The 14,268-nt window shown below is 71.8% G+C and carries 16 protein-coding genes; 5 read left to right on the forward strand and 11 right to left on the reverse strand.

Features of this window, described 5'->3' with window-relative positions:
- Positions 1 to 400 precede the first annotated feature (400 nt).
- Positions 401 to 2,656: a catalase/peroxidase HPI gene (katG, locus tag WQ56_RS06565; protein ID WP_047136282.1), complete on the forward strand. Its 2,256-nt coding sequence runs from the start codon at positions 401 to 403 to the stop codon at positions 2,654 to 2,656.
- A 139-nt stretch (positions 2,657 to 2,795) separates the two neighbouring features.
- Here katG and WQ56_RS06570 read toward each other — a convergent pair whose 3' ends face one another.
- From WQ56_RS06570 to WQ56_RS06585, 4 genes are read right to left on the reverse strand one after another with little or no spacing between them, the layout of a single operon-like run.
- On the reverse strand, positions 2,796 to 3,209 hold the full coding sequence (locus tag WQ56_RS06570) for an RNA-binding S4 domain-containing protein (RefSeq protein ID WP_047136283.1): 414 nt from the start codon (positions 3,207 to 3,209) through the stop codon (positions 2,796 to 2,798).
- Positions 3,206 to 4,546, reverse strand: a complete 1,341-nt coding sequence (locus tag WQ56_RS06575; protein WP_047136284.1) for a sensor histidine kinase — start codon at positions 4,544 to 4,546, stop codon at positions 3,206 to 3,208. Before WQ56_RS06575 ends, WQ56_RS06570 begins: the two co-directional genes overlap by 4 nt.
- The gene (locus WQ56_RS06580; protein WP_047136285.1) at positions 4,543 to 5,205 is read right to left on the reverse strand and encodes a response regulator transcription factor; all 663 of its coding nucleotides are present in this window, start codon (positions 5,203 to 5,205) and stop codon (positions 4,543 to 4,545) included. Before WQ56_RS06580 ends, WQ56_RS06575 begins: the two co-directional genes overlap by 4 nt.
- A complete protein-coding gene (locus WQ56_RS06585; protein WP_047136286.1) occupies positions 5,205 to 5,516 on the reverse strand; it encodes a PepSY domain-containing protein in 312 nt (103 codons plus the stop codon). The genes WQ56_RS06580 and WQ56_RS06585 overlap by 1 nt, the downstream gene beginning before the upstream one ends.
- A 128-nt stretch (positions 5,517 to 5,644) precedes the next feature.
- Between WQ56_RS06585 and WQ56_RS17665 the strand changes: the two genes are divergently transcribed.
- Positions 5,645 to 5,971 carry a hypothetical protein gene (locus tag WQ56_RS17665; protein WP_052772883.1) on the forward strand — a complete coding sequence of 109 codons (327 nt, stop codon included), beginning with the start codon at positions 5,645 to 5,647 and terminating at the stop codon, positions 5,969 to 5,971.
- Between the two features lie 355 nt (positions 5,972 to 6,326).
- Here WQ56_RS17665 and rplS read toward each other — a convergent pair whose 3' ends face one another.
- From rplS to ffh, 7 genes are all read right to left on the reverse strand, one after another.
- Positions 6,327 to 6,767, reverse strand: a complete 441-nt coding sequence (gene rplS / locus WQ56_RS06595; protein WP_047136287.1) for a 50S ribosomal protein L19 — start codon at positions 6,765 to 6,767, stop codon at positions 6,327 to 6,329.
- A gap of 146 nt (positions 6,768 to 6,913) precedes the next feature.
- Entirely contained in the window at positions 6,914 to 7,669 is a 756-nt protein-coding gene (gene trmD / locus WQ56_RS06600) for a tRNA (guanosine(37)-N1)-methyltransferase TrmD (RefSeq protein ID WP_047136353.1), read from the reverse strand.
- A 100-nt stretch (positions 7,670 to 7,769) separates the two neighbouring features.
- Positions 7,770 to 8,297: a ribosome maturation factor RimM gene (gene rimM, locus WQ56_RS06605; RefSeq protein WP_047136288.1), complete on the reverse strand. Its 528-nt coding sequence runs from the start codon at positions 8,295 to 8,297 to the stop codon at positions 7,770 to 7,772.
- 36 nt (positions 8,298 to 8,333) lie between these two features.
- The gene (gene rpsP, locus WQ56_RS06610; protein WP_047136289.1) at positions 8,334 to 8,594 is read right to left on the reverse strand and encodes a 30S ribosomal protein S16; all 261 of its coding nucleotides are present in this window, start codon (positions 8,592 to 8,594) and stop codon (positions 8,334 to 8,336) included.
- A gap of 193 nt (positions 8,595 to 8,787) precedes the next feature.
- Complete coding sequence (locus WQ56_RS06615) at positions 8,788 to 9,618, reverse strand: aminotransferase class IV (RefSeq protein WP_052772884.1); 831 nt, start codon at positions 9,616 to 9,618, stop codon at positions 8,788 to 8,790.
- The gene (locus WQ56_RS06620; protein ID WP_047136290.1) at positions 9,615 to 10,694 is read right to left on the reverse strand and encodes a nitronate monooxygenase; all 1,080 of its coding nucleotides are present in this window, start codon (positions 10,692 to 10,694) and stop codon (positions 9,615 to 9,617) included. Before WQ56_RS06620 ends, WQ56_RS06615 begins: the two co-directional genes overlap by 4 nt.
- A complete protein-coding gene (gene ffh / locus WQ56_RS06625; protein ID WP_047136291.1) occupies positions 10,691 to 12,061 on the reverse strand; it encodes a signal recognition particle protein in 1,371 nt (456 codons plus the stop codon). Before ffh ends, WQ56_RS06620 begins: the two co-directional genes overlap by 4 nt.
- A gap of 116 nt (positions 12,062 to 12,177) precedes the next feature.
- Here ffh and ccsA point away from each other — a divergent pair, with 116 nt between their 5' ends.
- The 3 genes from ccsA to WQ56_RS06640 all read left to right on the forward strand — a co-directional run bounded on the left by ccsA (position 12,178) and on the right by WQ56_RS06640 (position 14,268).
- Entirely contained in the window at positions 12,178 to 12,966 is a 789-nt protein-coding gene (gene ccsA, locus WQ56_RS06630; protein WP_047136292.1) for a cytochrome c biogenesis protein CcsA, read from the forward strand.
- Between the two features lie 28 nt (positions 12,967 to 12,994).
- Positions 12,995 to 13,699 carry a hypothetical protein gene (locus WQ56_RS06635; RefSeq protein ID WP_047136293.1) on the forward strand — a complete coding sequence of 235 codons (705 nt, stop codon included), beginning with the start codon at positions 12,995 to 12,997 and terminating at the stop codon, positions 13,697 to 13,699.
- A gap of 107 nt (positions 13,700 to 13,806) precedes the next feature.
- Positions 13,807 to 14,268, forward strand: a complete 462-nt coding sequence (locus WQ56_RS06640) for a MarR family transcriptional regulator (RefSeq protein WP_047136294.1) — start codon at positions 13,807 to 13,809, stop codon at positions 14,266 to 14,268.

Consider the following 14,268-nt stretch of genomic DNA (forward strand, 5'->3'; position numbering starts at 1 on the left):
CGGCAGGCGCACACGCTGACCACGCTCTCCCAGCAGGCGTATACCGTCTCCTACGCGCCTCGATCGCAACAGGCCCGATGCGCGTCACCGGGAACACCTGTTCGATAGCAGGAACCTATCGGATTCAGGAAAACAATCGATTTCAACTTCCTGATCGACGCACCTAATCTGCAGGCTCACTCGCAGACATCGGTCGCCCGCCATGCGCCAGCTCTCCGTGTCCCTCCTTCGCCCCGATCTCGCCGCGTCGCCTGCGCACCGCCGGCGCACCGGCTGACTCCCACGTACCCGCCCCGGCGTCCCGCAGGCGCGTCTGCCGTGCGCTGCGCGCTGCTTACCCCTTCCCGCACACCGTCCTGCGAACACACTCGCACAGGCCCGACCCACGAGGCAGACCACCATGTCCACCGAAGCGAAATGCCCCTTCCACCACGACGCCGCCATCCAGGGCACCAGCAACCGCGACTGGTGGCCGAACCAGCTGCGCGTCGACCTGCTGAGCCAGCATTCCGAGAAGTCCGATCCGCTCGGCCCACGGTTCGACTACCGCGCGCAGTTCGAACAGCTCGACTACCACGGCCTCAAGCGCGACCTGCGCGCACTGATGACCGACTCCCAGGACTGGTGGCCGGCCGACTTCGGCCACTACGGCCCGCTGTTCATCCGCATGGCCTGGCACGCGGCCGGCACCTACCGCACCGGCGACGGCCGCGGCGGCGGCGGCCGGGGCCAGCAGCGCTTCGCCCCGCTCAACAGCTGGCCCGACAACGTCAACCTCGACAAGGCCCGCCGGCTGCTGTGGCCGATCAAGCGCAAGTACGGCCAGCGGATCTCCTGGGCGGACCTGCTGATCCTCACCGGCAACGTCGCGCTCGAGACGATGGGCTTTCGCACGTTCGGTTTTGCGGCCGGACGCGAGGACACCTGGGAACCCGACCAGGACGTGTACTGGGGCCGCGAGACGACCTGGCTCGGCGGCGACGTGCGCTATGCGCACGGCTCGGAAGGCGTCGAGAAGCCCGGCGACGCGGCCGTGCTCGTGTCCGACGACGATGCCGATGGCGACGTCCACACGCGCCGGCTCGAGCGTCCGCTGGCCGCGGTGCAGATGGGCCTGATCTACGTGAATCCCGAAGGCCCGGACGGCAATCCCGACCCGCTGCTCGCCGCGCACGACATCCGCGACACCTTCGGCCGCATGGCGATGGACGACGAGGAGACCGTGGCATTGATCGCCGGCGGCCACACCTTCGGCAAGACCCATGGTGCAGGCCCCGCCGAGCACGTCGGCGCCGAGACCGAGGCCGCCGATCTCGAGGAACAGGGCCTGGGCTGGCGCAGCAGCTTCGGCTCTGGCAAGGCGGGCGACACGATCACCAGTGGCCTGGAAGTGACCTGGACCACGACACCGGCGTTGTGGAGCAACAACTTCTTCGAGAACCTGTTCGGCTTCGAGTGGGAACTGGAGAAGTCCCCGGCCGGCGCGCACCAGTGGGTCGCCCGGGATGCCGGCGACATCGTCCCCGATGCCCACGATCCGGCGAAAAAGCACCGCCCCCGGATGCTGACTACCGACCTGGCGCTGCGCTTCGATCCCGCGTACGGGAAGATCTCGCGCCGGTTCCTCGAGAACCCGCAGGCCTTCGCCGAAGCCTTCGCCCGCGCCTGGTTCAAGCTGACCCACCGCGACATGGGCCCGCGCGCACGCTACCTCGGCCCCGAGGTGCCGAAGGAGGCATTGATCTGGCAGGACCCGGTGCCCGCGGCGGACCATCCCCCGATCAACGAGGCGGACGTGGCCGCGCTCAAGGCGCGCGTGCTGGCGTCGGGCCTGACGGTGTCGGAACTGGTGGGCACTGCGTGGGCCTCGGCGTCGACGTTCCGCGGCAGCGACAAGCGCGGCGGCGCCAACGGCGCGCGCATCCGCCTGGCGCCGCAGAAGGACTGGCCGGTCAACCGCCCCGACCAGCTGGCCCGGGTGCTCAAGACCCTGCAGCGCATCCAGCTCGAATTCAACCTCGACGCCGCGGGCGGCAGGCAGGTCTCGCTGGCGGACCTGATCGTGCTCGCGGGCAACGCGGGGATCGAGCAGGCGGCGAAGGCGGCCGGACGCGAGATCACCGTGCCGTTCTCGCCCGGCCGCACCGATGCCAGCCAGGCGCAGACGGACGTCGCCTCGTTCTCGGTGCTCGAACCGGTCGCCGACGGCTTCCGCAACTATCTGGCCGGACCGTCAGCGATCCCCGCCGAGGCGCTGCTGATCGACCGGGCGCAGCTGCTGACGTTGACCGCCCCCGAACTGACGGTGCTCGTCGGCGGCCTGCGCGCGCTCGACATCGGCGTCGACGACACGAAGCACGGCGTGTTCACCGACCGGCCGGGCGTGCTGAGCAACGACTTCTTCGTCAACCTGCTCGACATGGACACCGCATGGTCGCCCGTCTCCCAGGCCCGCGACGTGTTCGAGGGCCGCGACCGCCGGACCGGCGCGCGCAAGTGGACCGGTACCCGCGTCGACCTGGTGTTCGGTGCCAACGCCGTGCTGCGGGCGCTGGCCGAGGTCTACGCGAGCGCGGACGCGCAGGACAGGTTCGTCGACGACTTCGTCGCGGCCTGGGCGAAGGTCATGCATCTGGACCGGTTCGACCTGCGGTGACCGCCTTCGCCGCCGGCATGCCCGCGGCCTGCCGCCTTCCTCCCCGGAAGGCGGCGTATCGCCGGCTGCTCGACTGGTTGTTGCGCGATGGACGCCTGCCCGACGACGCGAACGAGCTCGGCGACCGGGCGCGCCGACGCTACAGCGCGTCGATGTCGCCCAAGGCCCGGATCAGGCGGCGGGCGCGCTTGTCGGGCTTGTGTTCGGGCGCCTGGTAGCCGGCGCGCTGCGCGCGCTGTTCGGCCACGCGCGCCAGCCGTGCGGCACGCGACGCCTCGGATTCGGTGTACAGGCCCTGTGCCACGCTGGCCGGGCCCCGCGTGTCCGACAGGCCGGCCACGGCGACCTCGAACACCTCATCGCCGCGGGCGACGCGCAACGCGTCGCCGACACGGACCGCACGCGCGGGTTTGGCGCGCTGGCCGCCGACGTCGACCTTGCCGGTCTCGATCGCCTGCTTGGCCAGTGCGCGGGTCTTGAAGAACCGCGCGGCCCACAGCCAGAGGTCGAGGCGGACGCTGTCGGCGATGTTGGGAACCCGGGCTTCGCTCATGCGCCCGATATCGGTGCGCCGGCCGGCAAATCAAGCGCGGCGCGGAAGCCGCCGGGGCGGTTGTCGAGGACCAGGCGTCCGTCGTAGCCGGCCGCGATGCCGTCGACGATCGACAGACCCAGGCCGTGGCCGGGCACCCGGCTGTCGAGGCGCACGCCGCGCTGCAGGGCCTGCGCCATCGCCTCAGGGCGCATGCCCGGGCCATCGTCGTCGACGGCGATGCGCAGTCGGTCGCCTTCGCGCCCGGCGTGGATGCGCACCGCCGTGCGTGCCCACTTCACCGCGTTGTCGAGCAGGTTGCCGAGCATCTCTTCCAGGTCCTCGCGCGCACCGGCGAACACCAGGTCCGGCGCGATGTCGCCGGCGAACGCCACGCGGTCTCCGGCCGTGCGCGCGAACAGCGCGCGCAGCGCCTCGACCACTGGCGCCACCGGTGTGCGCCGGCGCGCGTCGAATGCGAAGCCGCCGGCGAGCCGGCGCTCGACCTCGCCGCGCATGCGCTGCACCTGCGCGGCGACCAGGCCGGCGATGTCCTCGCCCGGCGCCTGCGCCTCGGCCGACAGCACGGCCAGTGGCGTCTTGAGCGCATGCGCGAGATCCTCGGCCGCGTGCCGCGCGCGCGAGACCCGACGCGCATGCTCGTCGAGCAGTTCGTCGATCTGCTCGGCCAGCGGCGCCGCCTCGGCCGGCCAGCGTTCGCCGCCGAAGCGTACGTCGTCGCCATTGCGGACCCGCTGCAGGATGCCGCGCATGCGATGCAGCGGGCGCAGCCCCCACTCCACCTGCCAGGCCAACAGTGCGAGCAGGACAGCGGCCGCACCGGCGAATGCGAGCATCGCCATCCGGCGGAACTCGCGCGTCTCGGCGATCACGTCGCCGCGGTCGGCCGCCACGTAGACCGGGATCGACGCGGCGACGTCGGGCAGGCGCAGTTGCTGGGCGCGCACGCGCAGGTGTTGCCCGCGCGGGCCCTCGGCATCGAACCGCGCGGCCGGGCCGCGCGCGACGGGCGTGGACGGCAATTCGTCGTCCCACAACGACCGCGAGCCGATCGCCTCGCCGCCATCGCCGATCCGCCAGTACCAGCCGGAGAACACCCGGGTCCAGCGCTCGTCGGCGGGCGTGCGGCGCAACTGCCAGCCGCCGTCCGGGCGCGCCTCGATCAGCCCGGCCAGCGTCGCGAAATCGTCGTCGAGGCGGCGGTCGAGCGCGCGCTCGCCCGAGCGCTCGAACATCGCGCCCAGCAGGCCGCCGGCGATCGCGGCCGAGATCGCCACGCCCAGCGCGCCGGCCAGCCACAGGCGCCAGCGCAGCGACAGCGCCCGCGCACCGGTCACGGCGACGCCGACAGCCGGAACCCCTGCCCGCGCACGGTGTGCAGCAGCGCGACGCCGAGCTTGCGGCGGATGCGTCCGACCAGCACGTCGAGCACGTTCGAATCGGGGTCGTAGCCGTTGTCGTAGACGTGCTCGCCGAGTTCGGCGCGGCTGACGACGCGTCCGGCGTGGTGCATCAGGTAGGCGAGGATGCGGTACTCCTGCGCGGTCAGCGCCAGCGGATCGCCGTCGAGCGCGAAGCGGCCGGCGTGCGCATCGAGCTCGAGCCCGCCGCAACGCAGCCGCGGCGAGGCGTGGCCGGCGCTGCGGCGGATCAGCGCCTGCAGGCGCAGCACCAGTTCCTCGATCTGGAACGGCTTGGTCAGGTAGTCGTCGGCGCCGGCGTTGAAGCCGGCGAGCTTGTCGTGCCAGCGACTGCGCGCGGTCAGCACCAGCACCGGCAGCGCCAGTCCGGCCTCGCGCCAGCGGTGCAGGACCGAGACGCCGTCCAGGCCCGGCAGGCCGAGGTCGAGCACGGCGGCATCGTAGGCCTCGGTCTGGCCGCGGAACTCGGCATCCGTGCCGTCGTCGACGCGATCGACGGCGAATCCGGCCGCGGCGAGCGCGGCGGCCACCCGCGCCGCGAGTTCGGCGTCGTCCTCGGCCAGCAGGATGCGCATCAGTCGTCGATCTCGACCTCGAGCAGGCGCCCGGTCCGCGCATCGTACTTGAGCTCGGCGACGCGGCCGTCCTCCATCAGGATCTCGATCTCGTACTCGTCGTCGTCCTCGTCGAGCTCGACCTCGAGCACGCGGCCGGGAAAGCGGCGCTCGGCATCGGCGAGCAGCCGTTCCAGGCGGACGAACTCGCCGCTGCGCACGCTCTCGCGGGCGTAGTCGGCGCCACGGCGACCATCGGGCGCGTCGGCGTGCAGCGGCGCGGCCAGCAGGCCGGCGAGGAACAGCGAGAGCGGGAGCAGGAGACGTCGCATGGCGCCAGTGTGGGCGGGCGGATTAACGATTCGATGAACGGCTCGATCAGAACGCGGTTAGGCGCGATCGGGAGACTGCGCCTCGACCGGTCGCCGACCGGACCCGCCATCGACACGAGGACCATGCCATGAAGCACCGTATCGCCATCGCCAGCCTGATCGCCGCCATCGGCGTCGCCATTGCACTGCCCGTCGCGTTGGCACAGGACCGTGACGACCGCGGCGATCGCCAGCACGCGGCCGCCGCGGCGCAGGCCGACCCGCGGGCGCGCGCCAACGCGGCCTCGCTCGACCGCATCCTCGCCGATGCGCAGCGCCGTCATCCTGGCCGCGTGATCGATGTGTCCTATGGAGACGGCGAGTACGACGTCGACATCCGCCAGAACGACGGGCGCATCGTCGAACTCGAGTATTCGGCGCGCACCGGCCGCCTGCTCGAGACCGACTACGACTGAGCGCGGCACGCCATCGCGCACGACCTGAGGGCGCCGGATGCGGATCCGGCGCCCTTTTCGCGCGTCTCGAATTGCCGGACCTGTCCGAGGTTCATCGTGGGCGCCTGCCGGGTACCGCGCCCAGTCGCGGCCCGATATCCGCTTTGTGGTCACGGCACCCGGCAGGCGCTGGACACGGATGCGATCGCGGATCGGAACGCGGCGTGACCGTCAGCACGACGCGCGCATCAACGCCGGACATTGGGTCGGACGAACAGGCGGGACGGCAGGAGCGCATCGAGCGAGGCATTTCCAAGCCCGCAAACGCAGACGGCCGCCTTGCGGCGGCCGTCGTGCGACATCGAAGCGGGCCCGATTACTCGGCGGCCGGCGCCGGTGCGGCGGCAGCGGCCTTGTCGGCGCGCGCCTTCTCGTTCTTGGCCTTCGCCGAAGCCGACAGATCTTCCTTGATGCGGGCCTTCTTGCCTTCCAGGCCGCGCAGGTAGTACAGCTTGCCGGCGCGGACCTTGCCGCGGCGCTTGACTTCGACCGACTCGATCTGCGCGCTGTGGCTCTGGAAGACGCGCTCGACGCCGTAGCCGTGCGAGATCTTGCGCACGGTGAACGCGGAGTTCAGGCCGGCGTTCTTCTTGCCGATGACCACGCCTTCGTAGGCCTGCACGCGCTCGCGGTTGCCTTCCTTGACCTTGACGTTGACGACGACGGTGTCGCCGGGGCCGAAGTCGGGAAGCTCGCGCGCGGTCTGGGCGCTTTCGAATTCCTGCAGCAGGGTGTTCAGGGAGGGCTTGGTGGTCATGGTCTTGGCCTGTTGGAGTCGTTGTAGGCGTGGTGCACGTGGACGCACGCTCTGGCATGGCGGGCTCGACGGCCCGTTGTTTCGGTTAGCCGCGCATTATAGGCGCAGCTGCACGGCGAATGCCACCGCCGCGCGGGGGCACCCGGTCAGGCCTCCGGATCGGCGTCGCGCTCCGCCCGCCAGGCCGCGAGCAGCCGCCGGTCGGCCTTGCCGAGCGCGGACTCGTCGAGCAGGTCCGGGCGCCGCACGGCGGTGCGCGCCAGCGACTGCTGCCGGCGCCAGGCGGCGATCTGCGCGTGGTTGCCCGACAGCAGCACGTCGGGCACGCGCCCCAGGGCGTGCTCGACGGGCCGGGTGTAGTGCGGACAGTCGAGCAGGCCGTCGCCCTCGAAGCTGTCCTGTGCGGCCGAATCGGCATCGTTCAGCGCGCCGTCCTGCAGCCGTGCCACTGCGTCGACGACGACCGCCGCGGCCAGCTCCCCGCCCGAGAGCACGTAATCGCCGATCGACAGTTCCTCGTCCACCTCGGCCTGGAGCAAGCGTTCGTCGACGCCCTCGTAGCGGCCGCACAGCAGGATCAGTCGCGGCAGCGCGGCGAGTTCGCGCACTTTCGCCTGGGTCAGCGGCCGGCCCTGCGGACTCATGTAGATCGTCCGCGCCGGCGCCGGATCGGCGGCGCGCGCGGCGGCGAGCGCGGCGCGCAGCGGCTCGATCAGCATCACCATGCCGGGCCCACCGCCGAACGGGCGGTCGTCGACCCGGCGGTAGTTGCCCTGGGCGTAGTCGCGTGGATTCCAGCCCTGCAGCGCGACCAGTCCCCGTTCGCGCGCCCGCCCGACCACGCCGACCGCGGCCGCCTGGTCGATGAACTCGGGAAACAGACTGACGACGTCGATGCGGATGGCGCCGGACTTCGTGATCCGGGCGTCGGGAACCGGTGCAGCTTCGGACGTCATGACGGCTCCTCCCAATCCCGGGTCCCCGTTCCCGAATCCCGGCCTTTCAGAACTCCGCATCCCAGTCGACCGTCACCACGCCGGCGTCGAAGTCGACCGAGACGACGTAGTCGGGGATCACGAACGGAATCATGCGCTCGCGCTCGCCGTGGGCGACCAGCACGTCGTTGGCGCCGGTCGAGAACAGGTGCGAGACGGTGCCCAGGTCCGCGCCATCGAGGTTGCGCACGTGCAGGCCCTCGAGGTCGACCCAGTAGTACTCGCCCGGCGCGGGCGGCGGCAGCGCGTCGCGCGGCACCCAGACCTCGAGCCCGCGCGTGGCCTCGGCGGCATCGCGGTCGGCGATGTCGGGCAGCGTGGCGACCACGCCCTTGGGCGTCTCGCGACCGCGCGCGCCCGACAGCGTGCGCTCGCCGCCGCGGCCGTCGCGCAGCACCCAGGGCTGGTAGCGGAAGATCGCGCTGCGCGGTTCGGTGAACGACTCGAGCTTCACCTCGCCACGCACGCCGAACGCGCCATGGACCTTGCCCAGCTGGATCATCCGCTGGGAAGGCTGGCGCGTCGGGTCGTTCATGTCGGCATGGCCGCGCCCGCAGGCGCGGCCCACGGGTCAGGCGGCGGCGACCGCAGCCTTGCCCGCTTCCTTGTACAGGGCGCGGACCTTGTCGCTCATCTGGGCACCGTTCTTGACCCAGTGGTCGACGCGCTCGGTGTCGAGGACGACGCGCTGCTCGCCGCCGGTCGCGACCGGGTTGTAGTAGCCCACGCGCTCGATGTTGCGGCCGTCGCGCGCGCTGCGCGAGTCGGTCACGATGATGTGGTAGAACGGACGCTTCTTGGCGCCGCCGCGCGTCAGACGGATCTTGACCATTGCTTTGCTTCCTGTGTTGCCCAGTCGCCACGGTGGCGAGGTAAGCCGGCGATTATAGCCGAGCTCTGGGCGCTTGTCGCAAGCGGTCTTCCGGCCTGCGCATCCGAGAGTGGTCCGGTGACGCTCCGCGCCCCGAGGGCGCTCCTACAGCCGGCGCCGCAACTGGGCGATCGCGCACGCAGCCCACGCCTCGCTACCGCACGGCTGTCCCGACCGGCGTCCACGGCTGCGACGCGAGCAGCGCGCGCAGCCGCGCGAGCGCCGGAGCATCGGCATCGAAGCGCAGCCCGTCGATCGCCGCGATCGCACGCAGGCCGGCGCTGTTGCACGCGAACGCGGCCTGGAACCGGCCGCAGTCGGGCAGCCGCAGCACGGCCTCGCGCTGGGCGATGCCGGCCGCGTCGAGCGCCGCGCGCAGCAACGCCTCGGCGGTCCCGCGCAGCGCCGGTGCGCGCGGCCAGACCACGCCCCCGTCGGCCCCCACGAAGCCGACGTTCCACAGCGCGCCCTCGCCGATCGTGCCGTCGGCCGCGACCAGCAGCGCGTCGTCGAAGCCGGCCAGCGCGGCCTGCCGGCGCGCGTGCAGCGACGGCAGCGTCGCGGCGTGCTTGAGATGGGCCAGCGCGCGGACGTGGACGTGCGAGGCCAGCCGCAGCGGCGCAGCCGGCGGCTCGCGCGGTGGCGACAGCGCGACCAGCAGGGCGACCGGCACCACGTCGCCGCGCTCCACGGCCGCGACGTCGCGCGCGAACGCGGAGATGCGCAGCGTCGCGTCGTCGACGCCGGCCGCGGCGAGCGCCGAGGCCATCGCGTCCTGGATGCGTGCGGGTGCAAGGGGGCTGCCGAACAGTTCGAGGTTCGCGGCCTGCAGGCGCGCCAGATGCAGGTCCAGGCCCTGCACCGCGCGCCCGCGCACCTGCAGCGTCGAGAGATGTCCGTAGTTGACCAGCGCGGCGGCCAGATCCCCTGCCCCGGCCGGCCGGCCGTCGATCCAGTGGCTGGACTCGTCGGCCGCGCGCGTCACAGCAGCGCCCGGGCGTCGCGCCACCAGGCCTGCACGAGTTCACCCGCCGGCCGCGCCTGCGCCTGCCAGGCCGACTGGCCCGCCCAGGCCTGCATCGCATCGAGCCGGCCCTCGCGGACCGCGGCCGCGCGCATCGGCGCGGTGAGTCCACGCTGCACCGGGTACGGCCGCGCCGGCGGCGCGTCGCCGCCGGCGGCCGCGCGCACGTAGCCGGTCGCCAGCGCGCGGCCGAGCCGGCCACTGAACGCGCGCGTCGGCCAGCAGGCTTCCGGCTCGGCCGAGGCCAGCGCATCGGCCCAGGCGGACGCGATGTCGGCCTCGGGCGTCCGCAGCAGCGCAGTACCGACCTGCACCGCGCTTGCGCCGAGCACCAGCGCCGCGGCGATCCCGCGCCCGTCGGCGATGCCGCCGGCCGCGATCACCGGCACCTCGAGCGCATCGGCCAGCCGCGGCAGCAGCGAGAACAGCCCGACGAGGCGGCGCTCGGCATCGTCGGCCTCGAACGCGCCGCGATGCCCACCTGCCTCGGCGCCCTGGGCGACCACCGCATCGGCGCCCGCGGCCTGCGCCGCGCGCGCCTCGTCAAGCGTGGTGACGGTCGCGAACCAGGCGATCCCGGCCGCCTTCAGGCGTTCGACCTGCGCCGGCGCGAACACCCCCATGATGCTCGAGGCGACCGCTGGCCGCGCAGCCATCAGCGCCTCGAACTGGGCGTCGAAGTCGGCCGGCGCGGCATCGCCTGCCGATGCCGGCACCACCGGCCCCCAGCGTTCGAGGAACGCGCGGGTCGCCGCCTCGCCGGCCGCGTCGCGCACCGGCGGCGGGTCGGGGATCCACAGGTTGACCTGCGCCGGGCCAGCGGTGCGGTCGCGGAACGCGCGCATCCACGTGTCGATCTCGGCCGGCTGCGACAGCACCGCGCCCATCGCGCCCATGCCGCCAGCCTCGGCGACGGCCGCGGCCAGCGCCGGCGGGCAGGCGCCGGCCATCGGCCCCATCAGGACCGGCACCCGCAGGCCGAAGCGCGCACAGAATGCGGCGGCCCGCTGGCGCGCCGGGTGGGCGCCCGTGCTCACCGGAACGGCATGCGGCCCATGCCGCCCATCATGCCCTGCAGGCCGCGCATCATGCCCTTCATGCCGCCGCGAGCCATCTTGCCCATCATCTTTTCCATCTGCATGTACTGCTTCATCAGCTTGTTGACGTCGGCCGGCGTCGTGCCCGAGCCGGCGGCGATGCGCGCGCGGCGCGAGCCGTTGAGCAGGGTCGGGTTGCGCCGCTCCTTCTTGGTCATCGAGTCGATGATCGCGATCATCCGCGGCACTTCCTTGTTCTGCTGGACCTGCTGCTTGAGGTGCTCGGGCACCTGGCCCAGGCCCGGCAGCTTCTCCATCAGGCTGCCGATGCCGCCCATGTTCTGCATCTGCTCGAGCTGGTCCTTCATGTCGTTGAGGTCGAACTTCTTGCCCTTGGCGACCTTCTGCGCGAGCTTGGCCGCCTTGTCCTTGTCGACCTGGTGCTCGACCTGCTCGACCAGCGACAGCACGTCGCCCATGTCGAGGATGCGGCTGGCCACGCGTTCGGGGTGGAAGACGTCGAGCCCGTCGACCTTTTCGCCGGTGCCGACGAACTTGATCGGCTTGCCGGTGATGTAGCGCACCGACAGCGCCGCGCCGCCGCGGGCATCGCCGTCGGTCTTGGTCAGCACCACGCCGGTCAGCGGCAGCGCCTCGCCGAAGGCCTTGGCGGTGTTGGCCGCGTCCTGGCCGGTCATCGAGTCGACGACGAACAGCGTCTCGACCGGATTGACCGCGGCGTGCAGCGCCTTGATCTCGGCCATCATCGCCTCGTCGATCGCCAGGCGACCGGCGGTGTCGACCAGCAGCACGTCGATGAACGACTTGCGCGCATCGGCGATCGCCGCGCGCACGATGTCCACCGGCTGCTGCGAGGATTCGGACGGGAAGAAACGCACGTCGACCTGCTCGGCCAGCGTGCGCAACTGCTCGATCGCGGCCGGGCGGTAGACGTCGGCGCTGACGACCATGACCTTCTTCTTGCGCTTTTCCTTCAGCAGCTTGGCCAGCTTGCCGACGGTGGTCGTCTTGCCCGCGCCCTGCAGGCCGGCCATCAGCACGACGGCCGGCGCCGGCACGGCGAGGTTGAGCTCGGTCGCCTGGGCGCCCATGACCGCGGTCAGCTCGTCGCGCACCACCTTGATCAGCGCCTGGCCCGGGGTCAGCGACTTGAGCACTTCCTGGCCGACCGCGCGGACCTTGATCCGTTCGATCAGCGCCTGCACCACCGGCAGCGCGACGTCGGCCTCCAGCAACGCGATACGCACCTCGCGGGTCGCCTCGCGGATGTTCTCCTCGGTCAGGCGGCCACGCCCGCGCAGGCGCTCGATGGTGCCGGACAGGCGCTGGGTCAGGGACTCGAACATGCGGGACTCGGGCTGGCGGAAAACGGGCGGCGATTATAGCCCGCGCGCCCCGGCGGCCCGGCCCGCGACGATGCGCGGCAGGCGCGTTCGGGGCGTTCCTGTGCGACACTTCCGCGATGACAATGGTTCTCATCGCAGCCCTGTTCTATCTGGCCGCTGCCGCGGCGCTCGTGCGCGGCGTCGGGCGCGACCCCGCGCCCGGTAACGCCTGGTGGGCGGTGCCGGCCGGCGCGGCGGTCGCGCTGCATGCCGGCGCGCACGTGCTGGTCTGGCGCGACGTGGGCACCGAGCTGCATTTCTACGCGGCACTGTCGCTGGTCGGCCTGGGCATGGCGGTGCTGACGATGCTCTACGACATCCGCGGGCGCATGGCCGCGCTGGGCGTGATCGTGTTCCCGATCGCCGCCGCGGCGCTGGTCGCCTACGGCCAGGGCGCGCACGTCGCCTCCAGCGTCCCGGACTGGCGGCTGCAGCTGCACGCCTGGTTCGCCCTGTTGTCCTACGCCACGCTCGCGGTCGCCGCGCTGCTCGCGCTGCTGCTGTGGGCGCAGGAGCGCGCGCTGCGCCGGCGCGAATTCCACCGCTGGCTCCGCGCACTGCCGCCGCTGACCGAACTCGAGTCGCTGCTGTTCCGCACGATCTGGGTCGGCTTCGCGCTGCTGACCGCGACGCTGGTCACCGGCGTGCTGTTCGTCGACGACTTCTTCGCCCAGCACCTGATCCACAAGACCGTGCTGAGCGTGCTGTCGTGGCTGGCCTTCGGGGCGTTGCTGCTCGGCCGCTGGCGCCACGGCTGGCGCGGCACCCGCGCGGTCGGCTGGACGCTGGTGGCGATGGCGCTGCTGGTGCTGGCGTTCTTCGGCAGCAAGTTCGTGCTGGAGCTGGTGTTACGGCGCCCCGGCTGAGCTTAGCCCACCGATCTGGAAGATTCGCATGCGCGCATGGATGGCCGCCTTCGTACTCGCCGCTTCGATGTCGACCGCCACCGCGGACGACGAGGCGCGTTCGCCGATCTTCGGCCACATCGAGTTTCTCTGGAACGCACCGGTTGCAGGAGCCGGCGCTCGCCCCGTCGCCCAGGGCCTGTTGCGTCATCCGGAGACACCCCATCTGGCCTGCTGGAAGACGCAGGGCTTTCCACAACGCGCGGTCGATGTTCGGCTGGAGATCGACGACAGCGCAGGCCGCCACACGCTGTGGTCAGGCACCGAAGCTGGAACGGAATCGAAGTTCGTCCGCTGCGCCACGATCGACCTCGCCGCGCTGGGCGTGGCACCCGGCCTGCGCCGTATCGTCCTGCGTTTCGACGGGCAGATGGCGGCGCAGACCACAATTGAGGTCGCCGAGTCCCTGGCCTCGGCTGCGTTCGCACAAGGCGACCGTATGTACGTCCACGGACGGACCAATTATCCAGACGACCTCGCGCCGGCCGACTATGTGGGCCGGTTCGTCTGGGTTCTGGGTTTCGGACCGGACGGCCGAGTGGTGGACGTCCAGACTGAAGTCGCCGAAGGGCTGGCCGCGACGCGGTTGCGGACCGCAGGCCAGGCAGCCGCCCGGCTCTACCGCATCGGGCCTGACCCGGCGAAGCCGCTGCGCCAATTCCGTCAGCCTTACGACATCCGACGCGCTCCCTGAACGACAGCGCCAGCGCCTGAACCGATGCCAGCCGCGTGCCTGAACAGCGTTTGTCGGGGCAATACTTGCATTGACAACAATTGCAGAGGCGAGGAATATCCGCCGCCATGTCGTCGCCTCCCCGCCCGTGTGCCTCTGCCAGCGGCTCGTCGCTGGGCCTGCTGTTCCGGCAGGTCCGCGACGCCATGTGGGCGCGCATGGCCGACGAGCTCGCCCGGGCCGGCCACGAGTTGAGCTTCAGCCAGTACATCACGCTGAAGAAGCTGGCGCTGGGCACCAGCAACGCGACCGACCTGGCGCGCGCGGCCGAGCTCAACCCCGGCGCGATGACCCGGCTGATCGACAAGCTGATCGACCGCGGCCTGGTCGAACGCCATGCCAATCCGGACGACCGCCGCGTGGTGCGCATCCGCCTCAGCGCACAGGGCGATGCCATCTGGCGCGACATCGACCAGTGCGGCAACCGCGTGCGCGAACGCGCGATGTCGGGCATGGACGACGCCCAGCGGCAGCAGTTCATCCGGCTGCTCGAACAGGTCCGCGACAACCTCTCCTTCCCCGGACAGTGA

The organism is Luteimonas sp. FCS-9 (assembly GCF_001014645.1).
GTDB lineage: Bacteria > Pseudomonadota > Gammaproteobacteria > Xanthomonadales > Xanthomonadaceae > Luteimonas.